Origin of the sequence: Spongiactinospora gelatinilytica (genome assembly GCF_003236385.1) — a bacterium.
Lineage (GTDB): Bacteria > Actinomycetota > Actinomycetes > Streptosporangiales > Streptosporangiaceae > Spongiactinospora > Spongiactinospora gelatinilytica.
This window is the reverse complement of sequence record NZ_POUA01000006.1, coordinates 1-24,911: the sequence shown is the minus strand read 5'-3', so window position 1 is coordinate 24,911 and position 24,911 is coordinate 1. Positions and strand designations below refer to the sequence as shown.

Annotated in this window: 23 protein-coding genes; 13 read left to right on the top strand and 10 right to left on the bottom strand. The window is 67.3% G+C overall.

What is annotated here, in order from left to right; genetic code table 11:
- The first annotated feature begins 128 nt into the window (after positions 1–128).
- Together C1I98_RS46505 and C1I98_RS01485 are read left to right on the top strand one after the other, a co-directional pair.
- Complete coding sequence (locus C1I98_RS46505; RefSeq protein WP_497843909.1) at positions 129–1,451, top strand: NsdA family TPR-like regulatory protein; 1,323 nt, start codon at positions 129–131, stop codon at positions 1,449–1,451.
- 28 nt (positions 1,452–1,479) lie between these two features.
- Positions 1,480–2,355, top strand: a complete 876-nt coding sequence (locus C1I98_RS01485; protein ID WP_111165232.1) for a DMT family transporter — start codon at positions 1,480–1,482, stop codon at positions 2,353–2,355.
- A gap of 43 nt (positions 2,356–2,398) precedes the next feature.
- Here the strand turns inward: C1I98_RS01485 and C1I98_RS41080 are convergent, their stop codons facing one another.
- Positions 2,399–3,022, bottom strand: a complete 624-nt coding sequence (locus tag C1I98_RS41080; protein WP_158557845.1) for an HAD family hydrolase — start codon at positions 3,020–3,022, stop codon at positions 2,399–2,401.
- Complete coding sequence (locus C1I98_RS01475; RefSeq protein WP_146607229.1) at positions 3,019–4,359, bottom strand: helix-turn-helix domain-containing protein; 1,341 nt, start codon at positions 4,357–4,359, stop codon at positions 3,019–3,021. Before C1I98_RS01475 ends, C1I98_RS41080 begins: the two co-directional genes overlap by 4 nt.
- A gap of 250 nt (positions 4,360–4,609) precedes the next feature.
- On the opposite strand from C1I98_RS01475, the gene C1I98_RS01470 reads away from it, so the two are divergent.
- The 8 genes from C1I98_RS01470 (at position 4,610) to C1I98_RS01435 (ending at position 12,256) form a co-directional block, all read left to right on the top strand.
- Positions 4,610–5,452 carry a hypothetical protein gene (locus tag C1I98_RS01470; RefSeq protein WP_111165230.1) on the top strand — a complete coding sequence of 281 codons (843 nt, stop codon included), beginning with the start codon at positions 4,610–4,612 and terminating at the stop codon, positions 5,450–5,452.
- An 83-nt stretch (positions 5,453–5,535) separates the two neighbouring features.
- On the top strand, positions 5,536–5,901 hold the full coding sequence (locus tag C1I98_RS01465) for a hypothetical protein (protein ID WP_111165229.1): 366 nt from the start codon (positions 5,536–5,538) through the stop codon (positions 5,899–5,901).
- A 721-nt stretch (positions 5,902–6,622) separates the two neighbouring features.
- Complete coding sequence (locus C1I98_RS41075) at positions 6,623–7,690, top strand: AfsR/SARP family transcriptional regulator (RefSeq protein WP_158557843.1); 1,068 nt, start codon at positions 6,623–6,625, stop codon at positions 7,688–7,690.
- Positions 7,691–8,659: 969 nt separating this feature from the next.
- Positions 8,660–9,853 carry a MarR family transcriptional regulator gene (locus tag C1I98_RS01455; protein ID WP_146607227.1) on the top strand — a complete coding sequence of 398 codons (1,194 nt, stop codon included), beginning with the start codon at positions 8,660–8,662 and terminating at the stop codon, positions 9,851–9,853.
- A 161-nt stretch (positions 9,854–10,014) separates the two neighbouring features.
- Positions 10,015–11,016: a DUF932 domain-containing protein gene (locus C1I98_RS01450; protein WP_111165226.1), complete on the top strand. Its 1,002-nt coding sequence runs from the start codon at positions 10,015–10,017 to the stop codon at positions 11,014–11,016.
- A 72-nt stretch (positions 11,017–11,088) separates the two neighbouring features.
- Positions 11,089–11,475, top strand: a complete 387-nt coding sequence (locus C1I98_RS01445) for a hypothetical protein (RefSeq protein ID WP_111165225.1) — start codon at positions 11,089–11,091, stop codon at positions 11,473–11,475.
- The gene (locus tag C1I98_RS01440) at positions 11,472–11,888 is read left to right on the top strand and encodes a hypothetical protein (protein WP_111165224.1); all 417 of its coding nucleotides are present in this window, start codon (positions 11,472–11,474) and stop codon (positions 11,886–11,888) included. Before C1I98_RS01445 ends, C1I98_RS01440 begins: the two co-directional genes overlap by 4 nt.
- Positions 11,885–12,256 carry a hypothetical protein gene (locus C1I98_RS01435; protein ID WP_111165223.1) on the top strand — a complete coding sequence of 124 codons (372 nt, stop codon included), beginning with the start codon at positions 11,885–11,887 and terminating at the stop codon, positions 12,254–12,256. The genes C1I98_RS01440 and C1I98_RS01435 overlap by 4 nt, the downstream gene beginning before the upstream one ends.
- A gap of 122 nt (positions 12,257–12,378) precedes the next feature.
- Here the strand turns inward: C1I98_RS01435 and C1I98_RS40245 are convergent, their stop codons facing one another.
- Positions 12,379–13,320, bottom strand: coding sequence for a restriction system modified-DNA reader domain-containing protein (locus C1I98_RS40245; protein ID WP_146607226.1), 942 nt, complete (start codon positions 13,318–13,320; stop codon positions 12,379–12,381).
- Positions 13,321–13,752: 432 nt separating this feature from the next.
- Between C1I98_RS40245 and C1I98_RS01430 the strand changes: the two genes are divergently transcribed.
- The 3 genes from C1I98_RS01430 (at position 13,753) to C1I98_RS01420 (ending at position 15,425) form a co-directional block, all read left to right on the top strand.
- Entirely contained in the window at positions 13,753–14,259 is a 507-nt protein-coding gene (locus C1I98_RS01430) for a hypothetical protein (RefSeq protein ID WP_111165222.1), read from the top strand.
- A 140-nt stretch (positions 14,260–14,399) separates the two neighbouring features.
- Positions 14,400–14,654 (top strand): hypothetical protein, encoded by a 255-nt coding sequence (locus C1I98_RS01425; RefSeq protein WP_111165221.1) that lies wholly within the window; start codon positions 14,400–14,402, stop codon positions 14,652–14,654.
- A gap of 123 nt (positions 14,655–14,777) precedes the next feature.
- Complete coding sequence (locus tag C1I98_RS01420) at positions 14,778–15,425, top strand: hypothetical protein (protein WP_111165220.1); 648 nt, start codon at positions 14,778–14,780, stop codon at positions 15,423–15,425.
- A 343-nt stretch (positions 15,426–15,768) separates the two neighbouring features.
- Here the strand turns inward: C1I98_RS01420 and C1I98_RS01415 are convergent, their stop codons facing one another.
- From C1I98_RS01415 to C1I98_RS01385, 7 genes are all read right to left on the bottom strand, one after another.
- Positions 15,769–16,683, bottom strand: coding sequence for a C40 family peptidase (locus C1I98_RS01415; protein ID WP_111165219.1), 915 nt, complete (start codon positions 16,681–16,683; stop codon positions 15,769–15,771).
- On the bottom strand, positions 16,680–17,570 hold the full coding sequence (locus tag C1I98_RS01410) for a replication-relaxation family protein (RefSeq protein ID WP_111165218.1): 891 nt from the start codon (positions 17,568–17,570) through the stop codon (positions 16,680–16,682). The genes C1I98_RS01415 and C1I98_RS01410 overlap by 4 nt, the downstream gene beginning before the upstream one ends.
- 23 nt (positions 17,571–17,593) lie before the next feature.
- Entirely contained in the window at positions 17,594–18,151 is a 558-nt protein-coding gene (locus C1I98_RS01405) for a type IV secretory system conjugative DNA transfer family protein (RefSeq protein WP_158557841.1), read from the bottom strand.
- A gap of 8 nt (positions 18,152–18,159) precedes the next feature.
- Positions 18,160–19,770 (bottom strand): group II intron reverse transcriptase/maturase, encoded by a 1,611-nt coding sequence (ltrA, locus tag C1I98_RS01400; RefSeq protein ID WP_199536651.1) that lies wholly within the window; start codon positions 19,768–19,770, stop codon positions 18,160–18,162.
- A gap of 360 nt (positions 19,771–20,130) precedes the next feature.
- Positions 20,131–22,176 (bottom strand): type IV secretory system conjugative DNA transfer family protein, encoded by a 2,046-nt coding sequence (locus C1I98_RS01395; RefSeq protein WP_111165215.1) that lies wholly within the window; start codon positions 22,174–22,176, stop codon positions 20,131–20,133.
- On the bottom strand, positions 22,173–23,951 hold the full coding sequence (locus C1I98_RS01390; protein WP_111165214.1) for a VirB4 family type IV secretion system protein: 1,779 nt from the start codon (positions 23,949–23,951) through the stop codon (positions 22,173–22,175). Before C1I98_RS01390 ends, C1I98_RS01395 begins: the two co-directional genes overlap by 4 nt.
- Positions 23,948–24,892, bottom strand: coding sequence for a PrgI family protein (locus C1I98_RS01385; protein ID WP_111165213.1), 945 nt, complete (start codon positions 24,890–24,892; stop codon positions 23,948–23,950). Before C1I98_RS01385 ends, C1I98_RS01390 begins: the two co-directional genes overlap by 4 nt.
- Positions 24,893–24,911 lie beyond the last annotated feature (19 nt).

Genomic DNA, 24,911 nt, shown 5'->3' with positions numbered 1-24,911 from the left:
CCGTCAGACGGGGAAAAGCTCGTTGATCTGCAGTGTTGGCGTGATTGCCGGTGTAGCGTTCGATTGTAAGAACGCGGTTACTCGGGACGGTGAAAGTGGCCGGCAGTCAGGGAGTTCGGCAGGCCCAGATGCGGCATGCGGCGACGCTGCGCGCCCAGGGATCGACATGGGTGGAAATAGCTGAGCAGATTCACCGGAAGTTCCGCGTGAACATGCGGGTCGCTTTCCGTATAGCGCGAGGATGGAGTCAAAGCGAAGCTGCGAGGGCCTGGAATCAGCGATGGCCGGATGACCCGAAGACCAACAAGATCATTTCATATTGGGAGGCGTGGCCCCAGGCCACTGGCCGACTCCCCAGTATGGACACGCTGGGGAGGCTCGCCGAGCTGTACGAGTGCAGTGTGAGTGCCCTGCTGTCGGACCACTACGACTTCCGGCATCTTGATCAGGCGTATCAACGCCGTGGATCCAGCGGGGCCCCGCAACCACCTGGCTCGATCGCGTCACCGGATACGGCAATGGCAGTAGCGCGAGGGGGACACATTCTTAAGCGACCGCGCCTCTCCCCTGGACTTCTCGAAGGTCTCACCGCGATGACACAGACCTTTCGCCAGATGGACTACCTATCCGGCGCGCGAAGCGTACACGGCGAAGTCAACGCTCATCTACGCCGCATGCTGGACTTGAGGGACCAAGGTCGAACTTCCGCTACCAATAGGGAACTGCTCTGTGCCACTGCCGATGTCGCCCAACTGGCAGCTTGGCTTGCGATCGATGGGCAGGAGTACACAACCGCCAAGCGTCACTGCCGACTGGCGCTCACGGTCGCCGAAGAGGCCAAGGATCACGGCATGCATGCCTATGTGCTCGGCGTGATGAGCTACATCTCGTTGCATGCCGGTCGCGGTCATGACGCACTGAAGCTTCTGAGCGCCGCAAGTGAGATGGCCACACATGCCGTGCCGCCGGCGGTCCGCTCGTGGATCGCGGAGGCGAGGGGTGAAGCCCTCGCTCTGGCAGGTGACCAGCGCGCCGGACTCTCGTCTCTGCACGCGGCCGAGGTCGCGTTCGACAAGGTGACCGAATCGACTGCGCCGCCCTGGCTGGCCTTCTACAACAGCCCTGTCCACGCGGCTCGCCTGAAAGGAAGATGTCTCGTTCGGTTGGGGCACGCGAATGCGGCTATCGAGGTGCTGAACGACAGCCTTCGTCAACTACCCCCTACGTATGTGCGGGAACGAGGAGGCACACTGATCGATCTGGCGAACGCTCTGGCCCAGGCCGGGGAAATCGACGAGGCATGCCGCATCGCGGCGCAAGCAGACGAACTCTCGCGGGCAACCTCGTCACAACGGAACCTACGCCGACTGCGGGAACTCCTGGTAGTGCTAGTGCCATGGAACCGATCCGCCTGCGTACAGGAGCTCGCCAGCAGGCTTCTACTCAGTTGAAATCGGCGCCCACGGTGCAGCGCCTTCTATGAACCGCCGCATATGGTGGGCGCTCGTCCTTCTTTCTGCTCTATGGGGCGCGGCATACCCGCTCATCGAGATCGCCCTTCAGGGGCTATCGCCCGTGCATGTGGTCCTCGGGCGGGTGGCCACCGCAGCGGTGATGCTCACCCCACTGGCCCTTCGCTACGGGGCGCTGCAACCGCTTCTTCGTCATCCCCGCGCGGTGATCGAGACCGCCCTGATGCAATCGACGGCTCCGCTGCTGCTGCTCACCGTTGGGCAGCAGTACGTTCCGTCGGGGCTTGCCAGCATTCTCGTAGGAGCGCAACCGCTGTTCGTCGCCCTGCTCGCGGTGCGTTTCGCGCCTGGGGAGCGACCACGGGGGTGGCCCGGCATTCTCGGGCTCGTTCTGGGCTTCCTTGGACTGATCCTTCTCTTCGGGTTCGATCTACGCGGCGGGCCGGAGGAACTACTCGGCGGCGTACTGCTTGTGGGGGCCGCCGTCTGCTATGCCGCCGGCGGGCTGATGATCCACCGTCGCCACGCCGACGCTGAACCGCTTGGCGTCGCCACGTGCTCCATGCTGGTAACCACCTGTGCTCTGCTCATTCCTGGTGTTCTTTCACTGCCCAGCAGCGTTCCGGACCTGTCGGTCCTCGGCGTCCTGATGGTTCTTGGGGTCGTCTGCACCGGTGGAACGCTGGTCTTGTTCTACACCTTGGTGAGCAGAGCAGGACCGGCACGGGCCGCGCTTGCCTTCTACCTATCGCCCGCGTTCGCCGTCCTCTTCGGTGTTACTCTGCTGCACGAGCGGCTGACCGCGGTGACCGCCTTAGGCTTGGTGGCCATCGTGGCGGGAGCTGCCCTTGCGGGTAGATCGGAGAAGACGGCGGCCTTGTGAATTGACACGAGGCCGAGCCCACCGCGCTTCGCTCTGAGCGAGCCTATGTACCCGGATGGGACAGGCCGAGCCGTTTGACGATTTCTGCGATTCCGGTTTCCGGCTCAGCGAAGTGTACGACGGCCATACCGAGGTCGTGGGCGGGGGCCAGATAGGCGGCGGTGTCGTCGGCGAAGATGCACTCGGGGGGATTGACGCCCAGGCGATCGGCGGCGAGCTGGTAGATGGCCGTGTCGGGTTTGCTGATGCCGACCTGGTCGGAGATGACAACGGTGTCGAAGTGGCGCTCCAGGTCGTAGGCATCGTAGACGTTGTAGTCGCCGCTACCCCAGGAGTTGGACAGCACGCCGGTGCGGAAGCCCTGATGCCGGGCTCGGGCGACCAGGTCCAGGACGGGCTGGCAGGGCTTCAGGTGGGCCCCGATACGGGCGATGATGCCGCGGCCAGGGATACCGAGCGCGCCGCCCAAGGTCTCCTCGAACTCGTGCTGGGTGATCCGTCCTCGCTCGGCATCGACCAAGCGGGCGCGGACCTCCGGACGAGTCGCCAGGACATACTCGATGGCGTTGGCCGCCAGGCCCTGACTCGCGCAGAAGGTACGGATCGCGGCGTAGAAGTCGGTGGTGATGACACCGCCGAAGTCCAGCAGGAGCGCGCGTGGCCTCATCGCATGCCTTTCACGTAGTGAAGGTGTTCGCCCAGCCGGCGTCCGGCCGCCGAGGGAGTCTGTCGCATGTGCTGGTGCAGCCGGTCCACTCGCTGAAGGCTGGCGGTGTGGCCGGTCTGCTCGATGATGTCCAAGGCCTTGATCGCGTGATCGGCCGCGTCCTCCATGCTCGCGGTGGCGGCGAGGGCCTCGGCCAGGTCGATGTGGGCGGTGCAGCGGTGTCGTTTCAATGACGGATCCAAGCAGGCCAGGGACTGGGCCAGGATGGCTTGGGCGTCCTGGTACCTGCCCAGGCGCATCAGGTCTCCTCCACGGTAGGCCAGGAGCTTGTCGCCGCCGAAGGATCCGATGCCGATCCACCGCCGGTCCGGCGCCGCATGTGTCAGGTGGATCTCCGCTTGGGCGAGGCGGCGTTGGCATTCCTGTTCCTGGCCGAGGGAGGCGTGCATCTCGGAGGTCACGGCCAGCAGCCAGGCGTGAGTGCGTGGATGGATTCCGCGGCGGGCCGTATCCAGGGCCGCGTCGGCGAATCCGAGACCGGCGTGCGCGTCCTTGTTTCCATAGGCGGCCAGGAACGCGCGCCCGCCGAGGGTGAAGGCCATCAACTCGGCGTCATTGACCTGCTGGGCGGCGCGCATCGCAATCGTGATGTAGGGCTTGGCCGCCAGAGGGTCGTCGAGATCCAATCCGAGCACGGTGGCCAGGAGCGTACCCATCTGGCCGATCAACGACACCACCCGGTCGCACTGTGCGCCCGCCTCAGCGGCGAATTCGGTGAGCAGGTTCAGAGTTCCGTGGGCTGGTGCCAGGAGGCAATGGGCGCTGGCCGAGCGGTAGGACTGCCGAAATCCCGACACGATCTGTTCCAGACCGTGGACGGTGTCGGCGTCCAGCCGCACGCTCTTCCCTTTGACCGCCGACAGCCGTTCCGTAAGGCCCTCTTCGATGCCGGGCCGGAGATGGTGCAGGACACTTGTCACCGTTGCCGAGGACTGCACCAGGAACCAGCGCCGCCGCTCAAGATCGCAGATGTCCCAGCCGGTGGGGTCGATCAGCAGGTGCTGGAGCGTCATCGGCGGCTGCGAGCCGTGGCCGCGTTTTTCGGCCTGGTCGGACTCCACACCGATGAGGTAGCTCAGCTCCACTCGCAGAACCGTGGCGATCGTCCGCAGCAGGGCGAGACTGTCCACCCGCATCACCCCGGTCTCCACCTTGGAGACCCAGCTTTCGGAGCGGCCGATCAGGGACCCGAACTCCAGTTGCGACAACCCTCTGCGGCGGCGGCTTTCCATGATGCGTTGCGCGATCAACCGATCATGCTCGTCCACGACCACCATGTGCCCCACTCGCTGGTCTGATGTCGCGGCCAAGTCTCCATCTCACGCGACGCAATCGCAAGATGACCTTACGTTATCGGCGAGCTTCTGGAGCTCTGCCCTACCCGAACCGGTGTCGGCCGGTCAGACCGGAGTTCAGCGGATTCACCACCGTGCTGGGCCGGAGCGGGGCTCCTACCTCGTAGCGGCACTGACGATCAGGTACCGGTCCCCTTCGTACCGTCCCCATGCATCCAGCGAAAGGGAAGGCATGGAGATACGGACCGGCGCGACGAACGCTCCGATCGTCGCCGCAACGATGGAAGTACCCCCGCACGGCGACGGCCGCCAGATCCGGAGACGCTTGGGCTGGCCCGGCCAGCCCGGGATGGGCGAGGTAGCCGCCGAGGTACGCCGCTACCTGGCCACCCTTCGAGCGAAGCAAGTGACGCTGCCTGACGATCTGCGCATGGTCAATGGCCCCGATGGGCTCGAAATGCGGCATCGACGAGTGGACGGGACGGCGTTGACCGAGCTTCCCGGACCCCAGGCCGCTGAGTTCGTCACAGCGGTTCGCCGTGTTGGCGATTGGGTGAACCGGCTGCACGACAGTGAAGCCCGGCTCGATCCCAGCCTGGCCGGCTTCGTGCTCGATCGCGGCGCGAACCTTACCTACGTCAAGGTCGTACCCCCGCTGCTGACCACCCGCCGCCCTGTGGAGACGACCCCCTGGCGGCAGATCCTCGGCGCGCTGCGCTACGACCGCAACGTCACCTTGTGCGCGATGGCCGGGTACGCGGCCCGGCACCTGCTTCGGACCCTGGAACCCGGCGAACCATTGACCGGCCACGGAGCCGCAGTGATCGCACTGTGCCCTGGCCATCCCCGTCCCAGTACACGCCCGGCCATGTGGTTCCACGCCCGCACCCGCGCGGCCGAGTTGGCCCTGACCGGCCGTATCGCCGTCCAGCAGGCAATGGCGGTGTACGCCGCTACCTCCATGCTCGTGCTTCGCGGGGTACCGCCCTCCGATCAGAGGGCCCACATCGAGGTCGCGCTCGCCGCGGCGGCTGCTCTGAGTCGCGACAGCTCCGGCAAAGCCCCGCGGATGTAACCGGAGAGCGCCGGACCACATGCCACCCCCGCCTGCCGGTCCACCAGGGGCGACCAAGCCATTTCTCTTTTCGGAGGTCATCTATGTTCATCCGCGCGGCCATCGTCGCCGTCTCTATCGCATGTGTCCTCATGCCGGCGGCCCCAGCCTCGGCCTCGGCCGAACGCCGGGTATGGGAGAGCGCCAACCGGCGGGGAAGCGTCACCGTCAACTCGGGACGCGACGTCGTCACCGTATGCGACTTCCAGGCCGATGACACCTACGTCGAGGCTGAGTACGCCACCAGCTTCCTGGCCATCCACAAGGTGGCCGACAGCAACGGTGCCCTCGCGGGCTGCGCCGTAGATCGAGTCATTCTGGGACGCGTCGATGTCTTCAAGCTCTGCTATGGCAAGCGTCACGTCTGGAGACAGTGCGATCAATCCATCTGGCTCAAGCACAGGAAATGATCTCGGCGTATGAGCGAGAGGCATTGCTCATAGCGAGGCCTGATGACCCATATTCGAACAGGAGGCTACTCTGGTGCGGGGAAGAGGCTTTGGCCTACAAGTGAATCAGCGGCTGCTTCCCCGGTCGCTGCGGTTGGTGCAACTTTCGACCGTGCTTCCGCTGGCTGCCGCCGCCTCGCTGGCTCCTCCTGTATCGGCCAATGCGGTACGTACTGACTGTCCAGAAGGTCTGACTCCACTAGCCGATCAGTACTGGGATATGCAGAAGCTCTGCGACAATCTGGCCCGGGACGCACTGAACGGCAAGTCGGACAATGTGGCCAACCGCTTCGAGGAGGCACAGCGATTTCCGGAACCCCATGTCGGCTCACCGCCTGTCGCGAAGGTACCGATCCCCCCGCAACCAAAATCTCGCCCCGACAGAGACGGGGTGGCCAGGCGACATCCACGTCCCAATCAGGAGGCGCCTGCGATCGATAGGCGGAATGAAAATGTTCGGCGCAGCCAGCCCATTGTGGTTGACTCGCCCCAGCCATGGACTGGAGGTGTAGGAAAGAAGACACACCGGGCGCAGGGGCAGAAAAAAGCAGAACACGACAGGTCGCAGGTGAAGAGGACACGGCCGGCCAAGCGAACAGCTCCAACACGCCCTCCCACGACTGAGCCCGTACCCGCACATCCATCGCCGACGCTCTCGCCCGCGACATCGAACAAAAAGAAGATGGGCCGCGCAGATCCGGTGGATCGACAGTCGGTTGGCGTCAATGTCGGCTCGGCCCTGTTGTTCGGGGTAATGGTGATGTTCGGTAGCGCGCTGCTGGCTCGCCGCCTTCGCAGTGCGTCACATTCACGCTCTGTCTCCTTGAGTCCTTCGGAGGCCGGTGCGGTGGCGGTGCAGCGCTCTCCCGTGGATCTGACGCCCACCTACTCCGAGGCCGACCTCGAGGGCGCGTCTCCCAGTCCACCGGTGCATCAGGACGCGACCCCCACGCCCGACATTGTGGCGGATCCCCCAGAGGAAGCCGCCCAAAACGCATCCGCGCCTTCCAGGGGCTCCTCGAAGGCGAAGGTTCAGGTGCTGGGTCCGTTGCGGGTGGTCGTGGGGGCCGAGGAGGTGTCCTTCCGGCGTACGGAGGGACGGGACCTGTTCGCGTTGCTGGCCACCTCGCGGGATGGAGAGTCCCCCGAGACGGTGATCGACCGACTGTGGCCTGATGAAGGAGAGCGGGGCATACGCAGGTTGGAGTCGGCGATCAGGGATATCAATGCATCGATGCGGCAGGCCACAGGCCTTGCCGCCGAGGTCAAGTTCGTGCTGAAGACTGGGCAGCGGCGGCGCTTGGCACCGGTCTACTTCGATGTTGACTGGTGGCGCTTCGAGGATAGCTATGTCAAGTCGAATACCGCGGAGAACGAGGCTGATCGGCTGAGTGCCCTTCGGCAGATGGTGACCTTGTACCAAGGGCCACTTCTCACCGACCGAGATGATTTGTGGTGCCTTCCGCTGCGCCAGGCCGCCGCCGACCAAGCTGTGAATGCTGCCCTGCGCTTGGCTGATTTGGAGTCGAGGAATGATCCGTACAGGGCTTTGGATGTACTGACGTTGGCCGTTGATCGGATCGATCCCTACAACGAGCTGTTGTGGTGTCAGATGATGACAATTCAGAGCGAGGCGGGCCGGTTGCCCGCGGTCCGGCGGACCTTCCAGCAGATGTCTGAACGGTTGGCAGAGATCGATGCTCAGCCAAGTCGGCAAGTTCGACAGACGTATCAGCGGCTCCTCGGATAGCCGAGCGCAACGCAGGTCAAGGCTTCGGCCGCCATCGTGTCACTGACCTCGCCCGGCATGGACGATCCCCCTGTCCCCCCGGACTTGACACGACATAGGCAGTGGCACGTTAATGTCTGGGCACCGACCCGCCGCACGTGATGCAGCGGCGGGGGCGCCTGGCGATACAGGATGAAGCGGCCTCCGACCGAGAGGCGTCTGTGGCGTTCGCCGAGCGCTACCACAGGGAACCGTTCGTTCGGTGCTGCGCTCAGCGTTGTCTTTTATGTGTGCGACCGGTGTAGCCGCTTAGATCGCCTCACCGTTCACGGCCGGTACCCGCAGGTCAAGCTGTGCGCGGACGATGCGTTGCGCCGCCCGACTCGCCTATGGGCGACCCCCGAATAAGTGCTCGCCCGTCCACGATGTCCCTCGCTTCTATCATGAAGGCAATCACCGTGCGTCTCCTCTGGAGACCACCAGCCTCCCTCTTCCCGCTTACGGGCCCCATCCTTGCACGGCCGGATAAGGCCGGCCCGATGTGATGCCGAGGCGCCCCGACGATGGGCGCTGACCACATCGCTGTGACGATATGCCGCATTTGAGCCCACGGAAACGTATTGGTTCGATCGGGTTCGTAGGTATTGGACACGACAATCTCAGTAGCAGGTGATATGCGATGGTAGCGGCGGACTTGTGGCCCTACCAGTAAGGTCATTCCGAACGAGCATCGTTTCCGGCGACTCTTTTCCTAATTCCGAAGATGAGGCGCAGCCACTGCGGCTGACGAGTTCAGCTCAACTGCTCCGCCTCATGTAGGCACGGCAGTTCAGTTGAGTTCAGTTAGGCAAGCCTCTCCAGCCGTCGCGGTGACTAAAAACATTTCGCGATCGCTTGCAATGCCTATGCGAGCCGAGCGATAGTCGAGCTCCACCAATCACGAACCGGCCACTATAAAACCGGTTCGGAATCGGAAAGGAGCCTTACCAAATGAACAGCCGAGTCACCGAATCCAATGCAACGGACGCCCACTACATCGCGACCGACACCGCCACCGTCAGTGCCCCTGACGTGGCCCCTACACCGTCAGTCGCCGGTGACGCCGACGCCGCCCGCACGGACCGCCATGGGGCCGTGTGGGCGGCGCTGCTGGCCAACCCCGGGGGGTCGGCAACCGCTGTCGGGGCCGAGGCGGGAATCAGCCGGGTCAGCGCTAGCAAGATCCTCAACGAGCTGGAGGCCGAGGGCCGGGTTACCCGTACGGCGGGCGGACACGACGGGCGGGGCCGTACCCCTGACCGTTGGTTCCCTGTGGTGTCCGACGCCGACAACGGCGCGGCGGACGGGTCCGGATCGGACAGCGTGAGTGATGCCCCGGTCGGATCGCCCGCTACCGGCGGGGTCGCGGCCCCGGACACCCCCAACCCCGACGCCGACGGTGCCGCAACGGTCGGCGCATTCGCCACGACGGCCGATGTGGCCCCGGTTGATCTTCCCGACGACAACGCGCCCGACACCGTCACCGGGGACTCGGCCGCCTCGGAGTTCGTCAGTATCGATGATTTCGACGCCTCACCGGCGGGCGAGGAGATCTTGGTGGGCGTCCCGGGGGCTGAGTCCGACAGCACCCCTGACTTCAGCCCGGCCTCTGTCCCCGCGTCCGCCGTCACCGACCCCACCGGCGAGGCTGACGAGGAGGAGACGGCGGCGGAATCCCCTCAGGTCGTGGACCCGGCGTGGACGCGTGCGCGGGCCGAGCTACTGGAGTTGGCCGACCTGCTCACCGGCGCGGTCGCCGAGATGGACGGTGATGGCGACCGGGTGATGGCGTTGGGCCGGTTGGAGATGTTCATCGCCAAGTCCGCACAGGCGCACCGGAACGCCCGCGCGGTCCTGACCGGCGTCGCGACCGGCCGCCCCGGTCCGACCAGGGGAACGGACAGCCGGTCCGGAGGCGCGACCGGCACAGCGGCGGTCCGGCCGGGGGCGCTACGGGATCGTGTGCTGGCCCACCTGACCGAGTACCCGGGTAAGGACTTCACGCCGTACGAGGTCGGCCGGGTGCTCGACAGCTCATCGGGCGCGGTGGCCAACGCGCTCGACCGGCTCGTCAGCCTGGGACAGGCCGAGCTGACCTGCGAACGGCCCCGCCGATTCACCGTCGCCGCCGGTCAGGGTGCCTGAGACGGGCCGGGGGCGGGCTGGCCTATAGCCCGCCCCCCGGGCCCGCTAGGACCTTACCCGGCACCATGCGCCGCCGGGCCCCTACGGCCACTCACATCCCGCGTAGGGGCGGGGTCTGACCGCCCGTCCATCCCATTCATCTCATTAGGAAGAGGTCTGTCATGGCTCACGAACTCGAAGTATTCGCTGACGGTTCCGCCGCGTTCGCCGCCGCCGGTAAGCCCGGCTGGCACCGGCTCGGCTACACCGCCCCCGGCCCGATGACCGCCGAGGAACTGCTCACCCACGCTCAGCTCGCCCGCTGGAACGTCCGTAAGGTCCCCGTCGGTCAGGTCACCGACCCGGACACCGGCCAGACGGTCACGGCCGAGGAGGACTTCCTGATCGTGCGTACTAACCCGCACACCGGCGCGCCGGAACGGCTCGGCATGGTCGGCAAGGACTACAAGATCGTTCACAACGAGGAGGTCGCCGAGTTCCTTCAGACCCTCGTGGACGAGTCCGGCGCGGTCTTCGACACCGGCGGTTCGCTGAACGGCGGACGCCGGGTGTTCGTCACCATGCGCCTGCCCGAACCGCTCATGGTCGGCGGCTTCGACCAGGTCGATCTCTACCTCGCGGCGTTCTCCCGGCATGACGGATGGGGCGCTTTCACCACCGTCGCCACCCCCGTCCGCGTCGTGTGCGCCAACACCGAACGCGCCGCGTTGCGCAACCACGCCGCCATGTTCAAAGTACGCCACACGGGCCACATCGCCGGACGCATCGCGGAGGCTCGCGATGCGCTACGGCTGACATGGCGGCACGGTGAGGCGTTCGCCGCCGAGGCCGAGAAACTGCTGGCCACACCGATGGACGTCAAGGAGTTTCGCCAGTTCGCCGCCGCGTTGCACCCACTCGGCCCGGACGCCAAAGACCTGACCCGGCGCAACCACGAACTGGCGATGCGGGAACTGGAGTGGCTCTTCACCTCCGCCCCGACCAACGAACCGATCCGGGGCACCCGGTGGGCCGCGTACAACGCGGTGACCGAACGGCTGGACCACCGCAGCCCGGTGATCGGACGGCGCGAGGCCGCGATCGTCCGCGCCGAGCGCGCGCTGCTGGACGACCACGCCAACAGCAAGATCAAAAGCCGCGCCTTCCACCTGCTCGCCGCCTGACCACGGTACGCCCGGCTCACCACTCCCGGGCGTACCGCTCATCCCCACCTCACCCCTGAAAGGAGAGAAAGCATGGGCTACTTCGAGTTCCGCGCCATCGATCACCACATCAAGGCGTGTATCGAGTGGACGAACGCGGTCGCGCGCCTCACCTACCTCGCCGACCAAGGCCAGGACTTCACCGCCGAGGAGATCTCCCGCGCCGCCGTCGCCCAGTACGTCTGTGGCTGGTGGCAATCGGTGATGGATCAGATCAACACCGGTGGGGCCACACCGGCGTACGCGATCACGCGTAGCCGGGTCCGAGCTGAGCGCCAACTGATCGGACAGGAACCGGCATGTCACGGTGAGCTGTTCCTTCAGGCCATGGCGCAGGCCCGTCGCCAGGCCGCCCAGCGGTTCCTCGCCGTCACGCAGACGCTCGCCGACGCCTTCCCCGCCCCCGAGAGGAGCCGATGATGATCTTGCCATGCGCACAGCCCTGCACTCTGGACCTTCACCTGCGGCAGGTGATCGAGTCGGTCACGCGGGCGCACGCGGCGGCAGCCGCCGAGCTGACCTACCGCATCGACGAAGGCCACCGGCTCTCGTCCACGTGCCTGTACAACACCGCCTACGGGCGGGATCTGCGTACCTGGTGGGGCACGGTGGTCAAGCAGATCGACGAGAACGAGATCACCGCAGATCATGCACTGCGCCGAGTGCGGGCCTGGGTCCGCCAGTACCTCACCACCGAGCCCGCCTCCAGCGCGCCCGGGACCCTGTTCGATCACGCCATCGCCCACGTCTCCCGGGCGGCGGCACGGGAGTTCCTCACCATCAGCGAAGAACTCCTCACCTTGCACGCCTTCTCCCAGGAGGAGGCCCAGTGAGCGTCTCGGCCCGTGAGGGTTCGGAGATCGAGGTGTTCCATCTGCTGGCGTGGCGCTGGAACATCACGGCGGCCAAAGGCTTCGCGGCGGGTCGTACCCCGAACGGCGCACTGGCACCGGCCGGATGGGCGGGCCTGTTGTCCCTAATCACGATCGACCCTGACCACGCTGGCAATGTAGACCTGTCAGAACCGGTGATCGCGGTCCCGGTGCCCGACGCGGGCGGCCCGCTCGTCATCGACGGCTGGCACCGGATCTACAAGGCCCTGACCACGGGAACGGTCCGGCTGCCCGCCATCCTCCTCACCGCAGAGGAGGAGCGGATCTGTCGGATCCATGGCGGCGAGAAGGGATACGGCTGGCGGTAACCGCGCCCCGGTGGCGCAGGTGGAGTGCCCCGGTTCGCGCACCTCGTGTGCGCAGCCGGGGCGCACCTCCTGCATCACCGGGTCACTCCCGAACAATGGGCCTACCGGTCAGCGGCCGGCCTTCAACTCGGGGGAAGCAGATTCCGGTCAACGCCCTCCGCGGCGAGGCGTTCATCGAGCTGGCGGCGCAACTCCTTCAGCTTGACAAGGCCATTCGGGGTTTGGACCTGCCAGAAGTCCCATCCGTTCACACTGGTACCTGTGACCGCGCAGGCGGCGGTAGTCGGTTTCAGATGAGGCTGCTGGCCATAGCGAATCCAACCGTCCGCACCCAGTACCGCCTCAGCCGGGTAAGAAGGCGACGACGAGATTAGTCTGGCGCCCGGCTGGATCAGCCCCGCCGCGACGAGGTCGGCCAGAGTGGTCGCACTTCTCATCCTGCGGCCACCTGGCCGAGATCTACTGCGCTCCGCTGTCGCTGGTCTGCTCGTGGGGCCCGTCGCGACGCCGTGGCCGATCAGGCGCAGGGCGCAGAGGACCGGCGGAACGTAGGACAGCATGTTCCTTTGGTCGTCGATGGAGATGCTGAGATCGCGAGGTCGGTTACCGTTATGGAGATCGACCTGCGGAGAATCATGAAGGATGTCATAGAGCTTTCCTTCTAGCCAACCGGTTTCGCCGCTGTGCAGGCTTGCTCCTCCTTCTCGGCGAACGAGCAGGGCCCGATACCAATGGCCGCGAGTGCGAAGTTGTTGCCGAACTCGTGTGCGCAGTCCCGGGAGGGAGGATTTGCCCACGTAGGCACCCCAGCGCCCTTGGGAATCTGGTCGATCCAGAAGCAGGTACGCCCCTGGTACATCCCAGGTGACATCGAGCCGGGAGAGATGGGCGCGTTCGGCAATAGCCATACCCACGACAGAGTGTCCGATGCTGATCTCCAATGGAGCATTAAGGTCCGCCGGGATCAGTGTCGTCAGTATCGTTTGTGTGGGTATGTGCCCTTCCATCTCATGTCTCCCCAGGTCGTGAATCCAGTCCAGATCTTCTGGAGAGTAGCGGATCAATAGCTAACTGTGACGACCGCTTTGCTGAGGCAGGACCACAGTGGAGCCGTGCGACGCGGTCGCCCGTGAGCGGGCCCGCTGGCGGGCGCTGCGCGTCGCCGTAGTGATCGCTGTCCTGTACGCCTCGGGGATACGCCGCGCCGACGCCGCGCAGGCCGGACTCGATAAGGGCTCCTCCCGCGCACGACCTCCACCGTCCGTTCATCGGCGTACGGCAGGGCGAGCGGTGGACCGGACAGGAGGCCGCCCGGGAGGTTCGCCCCAAACCTTCGAGCAGAGCCGGGCTGGAGGGGGCCAGGGCCCGAGGGCTAGCAAAGGTAAAATCCCAGCTCAGACAGCGTTTTCGGGTTTCCGGGTGTGCCCAGTTGGGTATACTGTAGTTAGAAACAAGGCGGGACGCACACCCGCCGCCCAACACACGAAGGAGTCCCCATGAAGGCCACCAAGGCCGCCCCGGCCGTCCGGACCATGCACTACCTCCCCAGCGTCACCATCCGCCTGACCGGCGCGGCCGAGAACCGCGTCGTCCCCCGCCGCGACCGGGACCGCGCCCAGGTCGATGTCTACATCCCCGGGGCCATCGTGATCCTCTGGGACGAGCGGGCCGCCTGGACCATGCTGACCGCCTGGCGCAACGCCGCCGGGATCGCCGAGCGAACCTTTGGTGCGCGCTCCGCCGCAGGCTACGAGGTGGCCAACCGGCACACCAGCCACATCACGATCGGCCTGCAGGGCAAGCAGTCGGTGGAGGTGTTCGCCCGCAACTACCTCCACTCCCGCAGCGGCTGCGGGGAGCTGGCCGTGGTCGTCGGGCCGCTGACCATCGTGGCCGACGACCGGGAGGCATACGACCAGCAGGTGGCCACCACGTGGCGGGTGGCCGCCGCCACCGCGAACGCGGTGTTCGACCGGAAGGGCCGCGCGCGCCGTACCGAGTAGTTACCCAGCGCCCCGGGGACGGCCCGCACGGGCCGCCCCGGGGTTATCCACAGAACAACGCTCCGTTCAGCGCGGGCCGGGCGGATCGGCCATCCTGGCGGAAGCACCAGCGCGACCACTCACGATCAACAAGGAGCATCATGTTCGAGATCCGCGACCCGGCCGGGCAGGCCCTCGGCAGTGAGGACACGCTGGCCCTCGCCGAGGCCCGGCTTGACGAGTTGACCCGCGACCGGCCCGGACAACCGCGCCAGACGGGCACTTGGACCATTACCGACACCACGACCGGCGTTGTGGCCGCCGAGCTGACCCGCTACCCCGGGCCGCCGCAGCCGTACCGGTCCGTCCTGGCCACGCTGGCCGACAGCGCGCCCCCGCCGGAGGATGGAAGGTAAGTGGCGGCCGGTGATACGGGCAACGCCCGCTCGCACACACCGGCCGCCGATTGGTCCCACCCACGAAGGAAGGAACACCTCTAGCTTATCGACCGGCCCTGACCAGGCTGGAGGATGGTGGACATGACCAGGGACGACGACGAGGACAGCGGCATGATCACCCTCGCCGAGTGGGCGAAGGAGATCGGTCGCACGCCCGAGCACATCGCCATCCGCTGGCGGCCGGCACGAGACTTCCCGCGCCCGGTCGGCCGCCGGCGGCGGCCGACCGGGCGCGGACCCGGCGAGGCGGTGTACGACCGCCGCGCCCTGGAGACCTGGCTCGCCGCATGGGAGAAGGCCCGCGCCCGCCCCCGCCGTCGCTATGAGGTCCCTGGCGATCCGGACGAGATGCGCACCCTGAATGCGATCGCCCGGCTGCTCGGCATCGCCGGCAAGAGCATCAGCCAGTACCGGCAAACGTTCGACGCGCACGCCGCCCGCCGCGAACACGGAGCACGCACCCTCTACCGCACGGGCGACGTCGTGAACCTGCTGAACGACCGGCCGGGAGCCGGGGTGGCCAGCGCCACCGAGAGCGACGCTCGCCGTGGGCGCGACCTCACCGACCAAGAGGCCGCGCGCCTGCAGGCCGCCGCCACCCCGGGAGAGTGGGCGGAAATCGCGCGGGACCTGCTCGCGGACGGGGCGAGCCGCCCGAGCATCGGCCGCGCGGTCGGCCTCACCGGCAACGCCGTCGAACAGCGGCTACGAGACCATGATCACATGTGACCGGGGGTGGTCCTCAGGAGGAACACGTACCGGTCAATACGCATGATCGGCGTTGGGTACCGATCCATGATCTCCCGCACGCCTGCCTCCAACTCGGCGGCGGTGGCGGATGAGACGGTAGCGACGTGATGTCTTGGTTTCTCTCCCTAGCGCCACTGGGAAGGAGACATCCCCTCATGCATCGGAATGAGAGCATCGTGTTCGCCACGATCGGCCCCGGCCGCCGCCTAGTGCGGCGTGGAATGGCACCGGCCCCCTGAGCTGATCGTCTGGGAAGGGTTGTGGTCCGTGAAACGCTTCTTAGTGCCTCCGACATCGATATGGAGCAGCTCCGCAGTGGTCGTTACCGTGCGGCCCTGCGGGCCATCGGGCGTGTGAAGCCGACCAGGTCCGGCCATTGGTAGGACGCGATCTTGACGACGTCTCTGCTGTTCGGTGCGTGGATCATCTGTCTGTTGCCGATGACGAGGCCGACGTGCTGGGGTTCGCCGCGGTACATCCGGAAGAACACCAGGTCGCCCGGCTTTTCCTGACCTCGTGGGACGGGAGGGCCGTAGCGCCACTGGTCAGCCGCTACTCGCGGGATGTTGAGTCCGGCCGCCTGGTAGGCCCGCATGGTGAGCCCGGAGCAGTCGAAGGCGGCTGGCCCTTCGGCTCCCCAGACGTAGGGCTTGCCGAGCTGTGCGTGTGCGTATGCGAGAACAGCGGAGACGCCTTCCCCTCCGACGGGTACGACGCAGAAGCCGGCGACGGCATCGACGAGGCGCTGGGAAAGCGGCTCCCATTTCGTGTAGGCGTCGGGGAAGGCGGACCGTTGTACGGCCTGGGCGGCGTGGGCGAGTGGAAGTCGCTCCCAGCGAGGAATTTTGACTAGGCGGTCGTAGAACTGGCTGGTCGCGTATGCGGGGTCGAGGATCTGCTCGGGACTTCCCCATCCTTGCGAGGGGCGCTGCTGAAACAGGCCCAATGAGTCGAGGTGGCCGTGAGAGGCGTTGCGGAGGTGGGACTCCTGCAAGGCTGTGGCGACCGCGATCACGGCCGCCCGTGTCGGCAGGCCTCGGTGCAGCGCGGCCTGGATGATGAGTGTGGCGTTACGCTTCTGCTCCTCGTCGAGGGTTCCGACGGGTTGTTGTGAGCTGTCCGGTCCGGGCGTTGCCAGGCAGCCGGGGCCGCCGGAGCTGGTGAGGACACTTCCGGCCGCCGCGATGAACAGCCCGATGAGCAGAAAGAAAGCGGCACCGGCCGCGGCGTACTTCACTCCTTGTCGGCTCCGGCCGGAGAGTCGGTGGCGCGGCCGAGGTGGGGCCAGGCATCGCCGAGTTCCGCCAGGCGTAGTCGTGGGCCTTCGGAGCCGACCGCCAGCCATACCGGTCCGGCTGGGCCGTCTCCGATCGTGGTGTGGACGGCGGTGGCCACGGGGACCTCTGCGCTGGTCAGCCGCTGGCGCAGGTTGGTCTCCCGGGCTCGGCTGGGCAGCCAGAGCAGCACTGGAGTAGAGATGCCGGTGGCTTCGGCGAGGTTGGCGTAGTCGGCGAGTTTGGCGATGACCTTGGTGAGGGTTTCGCTGCCGGTGTCGTGTTCGAGGAAGAAGTCGAGCTGGCGCCCGTTCTCGCTCCATCGGCCGAAGGCGTCGGGGCGGGCGAGGTCGCCCCAGAGCTGCGCGCAGCGGCGTTCGGACCACCATGCGCCCACCTCGGCCTGTCGAGTGGTACGGCGGGCGTGGTGGTGGAGGTCGGCGAAGAAGTCGTTGACGCCGATCTGGTGGCCGAGCCGCTTGGAGACGGAGATGGCCATGGCCCTGTCGGGGTGGTAGCCGAGCTGGGCGATGGTGGTGTCATCTTTGAGCGCCAGGACGGCGGCTCCCGCTCGGCCGAGGATCCAGTGGGAGGGGGCCGAGCCGCCGCCGTACGCGGTCCAGGGGCGAAAGCGGGTGATGGTGTGGAACGCGTGCAGGATGCCGAGGCGGCGTCGGGTCGGCTGGGGCAGGTTGAAGAAGATCTTTTGGATCTGGTGGGTGGTCAGGACTCGGTGTTGGTGCAGGTGGCTGAGGATCTCGTAGTCGCGCGGGGTCAGCCGGGCGGCCAGCTCGGCCAGTGCGGCGGCATCGAGGCGAGGCAGTCCGAGGGGCGTACGGGTCACCGGCATGTGATCTTCTCCCTGTTCGTTTGCTAGTGGTTGCGTGGGTCGGCGGACTCGCGTCGTCTGTTGCGTGGGGTCGGTTCGGGGCTGGCGGTTGAGAAGCGCTCGCGGGAGGCCTTGCGGATTTCTTCTTCACGGCCGCTTGTGATCGGTGGCAGTGGCCGGGTGCGTACGGTGCAGGGCGGGGTCTGCCGGCCGTCGATGATCAGCCGGATGGCGGCCTGGTAGGCGCCGAGGTGGGCCAGGTCGTGTGGGGTGATCAATGGAGCGGTGTGCGCCTTGAGGTCGTTGGCGTCCTTGGGGGAGGTGGTGAAGAAGATTTTGTTTCGGGCGTCGGCCGACAGGGCTTCGCGGAGGTCGGCGGGGAGCTGGTCAAGGTGCTGGTGGGCGAGTACGAGGGAGAGGCGGTAGCCGCGCGCCTCGGCCAGGACGTCGCTGATGTGGCCTGGGAGGTTGAGGAAGTTGTGGTGAAAGTCGGCCCAGAGCGCCCTGCCAGTGTTTCCACCGGTGGGTTTCTCCGGACCGCTTCCCGAACCGGACGTGCCCATTTCTGAGCATCCGGCTCTCCGCAAGTCCCGTTCGGGCATGGCGTTTCTCATCGGGTTGTCCCGCTGGTCCACGGATTGGGGATCGCCGCGCCCCGGTAGCGGTAGCGGGTCGTGCCCGCTGCACCGGGGTTGAACAAGGTCACCTCTCCGTCGCTGGGCCACCAGCCACCCCCGCAGTAGCGGCGGCGGAGTTCCTTCCAGTTGCTCTTGGGGTGCTTGCGGCGGATCCAGGCCCACACGTGCTCCCAGACGAAAGCACGCAGGTACTGGAAGGTCGCGAAGGACACCCCGGGCTGGAAGTAGGCGCACCAGCCCCGCAACATCCGATTCAGTGGGATGAGCAGGTCGGCCAGTGGTTGGTTCGTGGTCTGCCGGCACAAGGTCTTGACCTTGTCCTTGATGGAGGCCAGGGCCTTCTTCGAGGGATAGGTGTAGACGTAGTACCGGTCCTGGGTGCCCTTCTTGTGGTGGCGCTGGATGTGCCAGCCGAGGAAGTCCAGGCCTTCGTCGATGTGGGTGATCAGGGTCTTGTCCGGCGACAGGCGCAGGCCCATCGTCGCCAGGACCTTCTCCGCCTCCAGGCAGAGGGCCTCGGCGTCGTGCCGGGCGCCTGAGACCATCAGGCACCAGTCATCCGCGTACCGGACCAGCCGGAAGTTCGCAAGACCGTTGGCGCGGCGCTTGTCCCTCTCCCACCGGGTGTTGATCGGGCCGCCGGGGGCCTGGGCGAAGTGTTCGTCCAGAACCGACAAGGCCACGTTGCTCAACAGCGGCGACAAGATCGAACCCTGCGGGGTACCGGCGTCGGTCTTGCGCAGCATGCGTTCCTCATCGAGGATGCCCGCCTTCAAGAACGCCTTCACCAGAGCCAGGACGCGTTTGTCTCCGATTCGAACCCGCACCCGTCCCATGAGGGCGGGATGCGAGATCTCGTCGAAACATGCCTTGATGTCGCCCTCTATCACCCACCGAAACGTGCGGGAGGATAGGTAGCGCACCTCGGCCACCGCGTCGTGAGCCCGGCGATTCGGACGGAACCCGTAGGAACACGGAAGGAAATCCGCCTCGAAAATCGGCTCCAACACCAGCTTCAAGGAAGCCTGAACCACCCGATCCGTGATCGTGGCGATGCCCAGGCGGCGGAGCTTGCCGTTCGCCTTGGGAATCATCCGCTCCCGGACGGGTACCGGCTGGAAACCACGGTCCTTCAGGCAGGTCCGCAGCCGGTCGAGGTACTCCTCGACCCCGGTCCACCGCACGACCGATACCGCGGTGTGACCGTCCACTCCGGCGGTCTTGGCTCCCTTGTTGCCCCGCACCCGATCCCAGGCGACCAGAAGGAACGCCGGGTCGGTGACGAGATTGAACAGATCATCGAACCGTCGATGAGAATCTTGCTTTGCCCAGCGGTGCAGCTTGGTCTGGATCTCCAGTACCCGATCGCGAGCCCGGTAAAGGGCCAGCTCCGAATCGTCGGTATTCACCGGCGGCCTCCTGGCATTCCAGTGCTTCGGCTGCTGACTTGCTGGCCCCCTTCGCCATGTGCGCGGCTTTCCCGCGCTCGGACTACTACGGGGCCTCCGCCCCACCTCGTGGCCATCAGCCGACGACGTGCCTGCCCGCCCCGCACCTGGCGGGTGAGGGGGAAGGGCGGCCACGGGTGGTTCCCACGTTCACTGCGAGACCGGTTCGCGGAGGAGGTGCCCGACTCTGCCCCGGCAGCATCGCCAGTGGTACGCCGCAGGCTTTCCCACCGGCCTCCTGGTCGACGAATACAGTTCGACGTCGGAGTTGACCACACCGACGGCTGCCCGCCGGGGTCACGCACTGCAGACCAGCCCATATCCACCAGGTTTGAGCTGGCACATCGCTTACGGAGCCTCATACACCGGTTCCTCTCGTACACCTTTCCGCGTTGCTTGCCGGACCCGGCCCGTCTGGTGATGCCAGACCGTCCCGGCGTTGTCAGGACTGCTCCCGCCCTCCCCGGCGTCTCCCGGTTCGGGCTGTCCTCAGCTTCAGCAGCCAGCTGCGACTGGCCGCAGGTCGGGGTCTTTCACCCCGACCCGGTCTTGCAGCGCCTCGTGGCGCACCGTCTCATCGATGTAGAGGGCTGCGTCGGGGCGGGCGGATGCGGCGAGTACCGCCCGGCGGGTGGTGGCATGCCAGGTGTGGGCGAGCAGGATCGAGCCGAACAGCCGGGCGGCGTCATCGCCGAGGATGCCTTTGGGCAGGCGGGCGAGAATGAGACCGCCCTCGTCGAGAAGTTCGCCGATGGGGACGGTGGTGGTTGGGCTGGTGAGGGCGTGCCGGATGAAGGGCCGAAGCAGGACGGCGCGGAGCTTGTTCATGACCGGGCCGATCACGGTGGCCTGCCCGGCTGGGGTGAGAGCCTGGTAGGAGTCCCAGAAGCTGGCCAAAAGTTCGTCGCCCAGCCGGGCGGTGATCCGCGTGCGGTAGGCGGAGTCGGTGAGCAGCTTCGGTACGTCGGCCAGGGTGGCGCGCGGCCCGAGGACCTTGGTGAGGGTCAGGCACGTCGAGCGCAGGAGGTCGTCCACGCGTGGTCCCCAGGCTGTGGAAAAGCACCGGTGGAAGATGGTGACGATGGAATCGACGGCGAAGGCGGGGTTGGGACCGGCGAGGACGTTGATGACGGGTGGCGGGGCGGCGTCTTGCGGGTCGAAGACGACGGTTGAGCCGATCGCGCGGCTGGGCAGCCGGGCCAGTACGTCGGTGATCAGGTCGCCCTTCGGGTCGATCACCAGGGCGCCTCGGCTCGCTTCGGCGTCGGCGAGGACCATGTTGGCCAGTAGGGTGGATTTGCCGACGCCGGTGCCGCCGAGTACGTGGACGTGATGGCGGCCGTCCGGGACGGGCATGGCCACGGGCCGTCTGTGGCCGCTGTCGGCGTCGCCCAACACGCGGACGCGCTGGTCGGCCGGGCCGCTCGGTACGGCCGGCGACGGGGCGACGGGGCGCGCTCCGGCGCGGGTGACGCCCGGGGCGTCGATGTCCCAGGGCAGGTGGGCGAGCGCGGCCAGTTCGCCGACCGAGAGCAGATATCCGGAGCCGAGCTGCCGCGAACCCGGCCTGCTGGGGAAGAGCCGGGCGCGGCGCAGGTACTGGTGGCCGGAGGTGTACAAGGCGAAGACGCCGGCCAGGGTGTGTGCCCGGCCGCGCAACGGAGGCACCGCCTCGCCGGTGACCGTGTATCGGACGGCGACTTCGTAGCGGGGCTGGGCGGCTTTGGTGAGGATGGCGCGGACCTGGTCGGCGCGTTCGGGGAACATGCGGGCCAGTTGCCCGGCATGAGTGTGGCCGGACATGGGGGCGAGCTCGTCCAGGGCCTGTCCGAGAAGGCTGGCAGTTCTGGCTCCGCGCAGGGCGGCTGCCGCTCGGTGTGCGCGGCGTAGTCGTCTGCCGGTGGTGGGCCGGGCGAAAATCTGCACCAGGGCGTGCTCGCCGGGGCGCAGGCCGGTCATGGCGGCGAGCATCGAACGCACCGGGTCGTTGGGATGGTCGGTCTTGAGCGGGAAGTGCTCGGGGCGGCCGAGCAGGAGCCGTCCGCCTGCCGTGCGGGCTTTGGTGTTCAGCGGGGCGGTCGCCGGGTGGGTGATGATCGTCGTACCGGGCCAGGCCGCCTGGACGGCCTTCTCCACGGTGCCGGGCGGGACGGTGCCGGGCACCCAGAGCTGGATGCGGACACCTGACTCGTCGGCGATGTACTCCCAGACCAGATGCGGCTGACCGGTGAGCAGCCGTTTCCAGGCCGGGCGCAGGAGTCCCAGGAGGTGGCTCCACAGGACCAGCGCGCCGCTCGGGTCGGTCTGCGGGGGTGGGGTGATCTCGATGAGGCGTGAGCCGGGTTCGAGCCTGGTGTGTCGCAGGAGTGCCAGGCCGTGCCGTAGGAGGGCCAGCACGAACAGGACGCAGGTCACGGTCGCGCCGATGTGCCAGCCGTATTGGGCGAGCAGTTCTGGTAGCCGGGAGGGGAGGTCGCTCAGGGTGTCGAGTACTGCTTCGACGTCGCGATCGGTGAGGTCGCACAGGAGGCAGGGGCTCACAACGGGTCCCCTTCCTCGTCCTGCTGGTCGGTGGTGAAGGCGGGGGCTTGGCCGGGTTCGAGGCGGGCCAGTTCGGCGGGGTCGCTGGTGATCAGCTCGGTCTCTTCGGGGGAGGCGGTGGCGTAGAAGGCGGTACGGCTGGCGGGGCCGGCGATCAGGAGGGCCTCGCCGCGTTCGGCGGTGAGCAGGAACTGCCGTTCGCCGTCGGACAGGTCGAAGGCGTCGCCTACCGACTTGATGGCCTGGGGCGCCTGGCGCAGGAGGATCTGGCTGGCGGCGTTGGCCACGATGGCCTGACCGAGTTCGGTCGCGAGCAGGTCGGCGGCGTCCTGGGTGACGACGGCGAGCCCGGCCCAGTGCTTCCTGGCCGCCTTGGCCATCCGGAAGAGGAAGCGGGCGCCTTCGGGCTCGCGCATGAGGAGCCACGCTTCATCGACCACGACCAGGCGCTTGCGGCGGTCGCGGGGGTTGGCCACCCGCCGCCAGACGGCGTCCAGTGCCAGCAGTGTGCCGACCGGTTTGACCTCCTCCGGCAGGTCCCGTAGGGAGAAGACGATCAGGTGCCCGGCCAGGCTGGTGGTCGTGGGTCCGTCGAACAGGTGCCGGTAGGAGCCGGACACGTACGGGGCGAGCTGGCGGGCCAGCTCCTCGCCGCCCGGCTGGGCGTGCAGTGCGGTGACCAGGTCGGCGAGCAGCGGGGCGGGGCGTGTCCAGGTCGCCGGGTCGGTGGTGATCCCGGCGGCTGCGTAGGTGGCGAGGATGGCGGCGTCCAGTACGGCGCGGTCCTGGGGTGTGATGGGTGTGCCGAGCATGGTGGCGATGAGGGTCTGCAGGAAGAGCGCCCGGCGGGCGAGTACGTCGTCGGCCGGGCCGTGGCCGGTGGGCAGGTCGAGGGGGTTCCACCGCACGCCGGATGCGCCGAGGCGGAGGTAGGTGCCGCCGACGGCGCGGGCGAGACGGGCGTACTCGTCTTCGGGGTCGATGACGGCGATCTCGACGCCCTGGTACAGCAGGCGCAGTGTCTCCAGCTTGGTGAAGAAGCTCTTACCGGCACCGGAGCGGGCCAGGATGACGGAGTTGTGGTTGTCCTGGGCGAAGCGGTCCCACAGCACGACGCCGGAACCGGAGGCGCTCACGCCGTAGAGGACGGCGGTGTCTCCGACCGGTGTGGCGAGGTCCGGTGAGGTGAAAGGGAAGGCGGCGGCCAGCGCGGTGGTGTCGAAGCTGCGGCGAAGCCGGATGGCATCGGTGGCCAGCGGCAGGCTGGTGATCCAGCCTTGCAGGGCTCGGAAGGTGGTCGGCTGGGCGTCCAGGAGCAGGGAGGCGGCGAGCGCCTGGACGCGTTCGACCTCGGCCGTCAGTTTCTCGTCGGTGGCGGCGTGGACGGTGAGGTAGAGGCCGACCTTGAACAGGCGGCCGTGTCCCTGGGCGAGTCCAGCGGCCAGCTCGGTGGCGTCATCAGCGGCGGCCTCGGTACCGAAGTCCTGCAGGCGGCCGTGTTCGGCGTCGGAGCGGCTGGCCGATTCCAGGCGGGCGAGCTGACGGCGCAGCCGCATCGCGGCCACGGCCGGTGGGATCGGCTCGATGTGCAGGGACACGTCCAGGCGGCCGGGGTAGGTGAGCAGCGGTTCCAGCCAGCCTGCGCCGACGTCGCGTGGGTATCCGACCACGGCGAAGGAGGAGGTGTGGCCGTGGGGGAAGGCGAGTGTGCGCGCTCCGACCTCCACGGCTCCGGCGGCCGGTAGCGTGCTCGGCTCGTGGGCCCGGCCTTTCATGGGTCCTCCCTGGTGGTGACGGGCTCGTGGGGCAGCGCGGTGTCGGCGGAATGCCATCCGCCTGGGTCCAGGCACTCTGAGAGCACCTGGTAGGCGGTCTGGGCGTCGAGTACGCCGGCGGTGACGCCGAAAGCGGCGAGGTTTCGCGCGATCTCGGTTGCGCGGCGCAGGAGGACCGCCGCGGAGGCGTCGCGCCGCACCGCGCGTCTGCCGGGGGCCTGGTGGTCGCGAAGGACGATGAGGACTTGGCGGGCGAGCAGATCCGGGGAGGCATTGAGCCGGCTGAGGAAGGCCGCGTGCTGGTCGGCGGCGTGGGACAGCGCTGGATGGGGCAGGTTCGCGGCCTTCTGCTCGACGGTGTCGATCAGCTCGCCGAGGTCGATGGGGCGGGTACGGATGAGGATCTGTATCGGCGCTTCCAGGGAGTTGAGCCAGCGGCCGAACGCGGCGACCAGTCCGGCCTGTTCTGTGGTGGTGCGCAGGTGGAAGGAGAGGGTGGAGGTTTCGACCAGTACGGCGACGCCTCCCTCGGCCAGCTCCAGCGCGCCGTCGGTGCGGATGGCGCGTACCGGCAGGTTCAAGGGAGTGGGCAGCTTGCCGCGCAGACGGCACCAGCTCGGCGGCTCACTGACGCCTTCCGGTGCGGCCACCAGCCGCTTTGAGGAATGGGTGAACCGCAGAGCGGCCATGGCGAAGCGGTCCAGGGTGAGTCCGTCTCGGCGGCCGAGGGCGACAGCAAGCCCCACGGCCAGGACGGGCAGGAGTACGGCTGCCAGGACCACGATGGGCAGCAGGTGGTGGAAGAGGTAGTAGATGCCTGCGGCGGCTGCTCCGGTTGCGGTGATGATGAGGATCTGCCGGAAGGTGAGGCCATAGGCGATCTTGTCGGGGCGGTCGATGTCCGCCGGGATTCGAGCGGTCAGCGGCTCTTGATCGCTCATTGGCGGTGCCTTCTCGGGG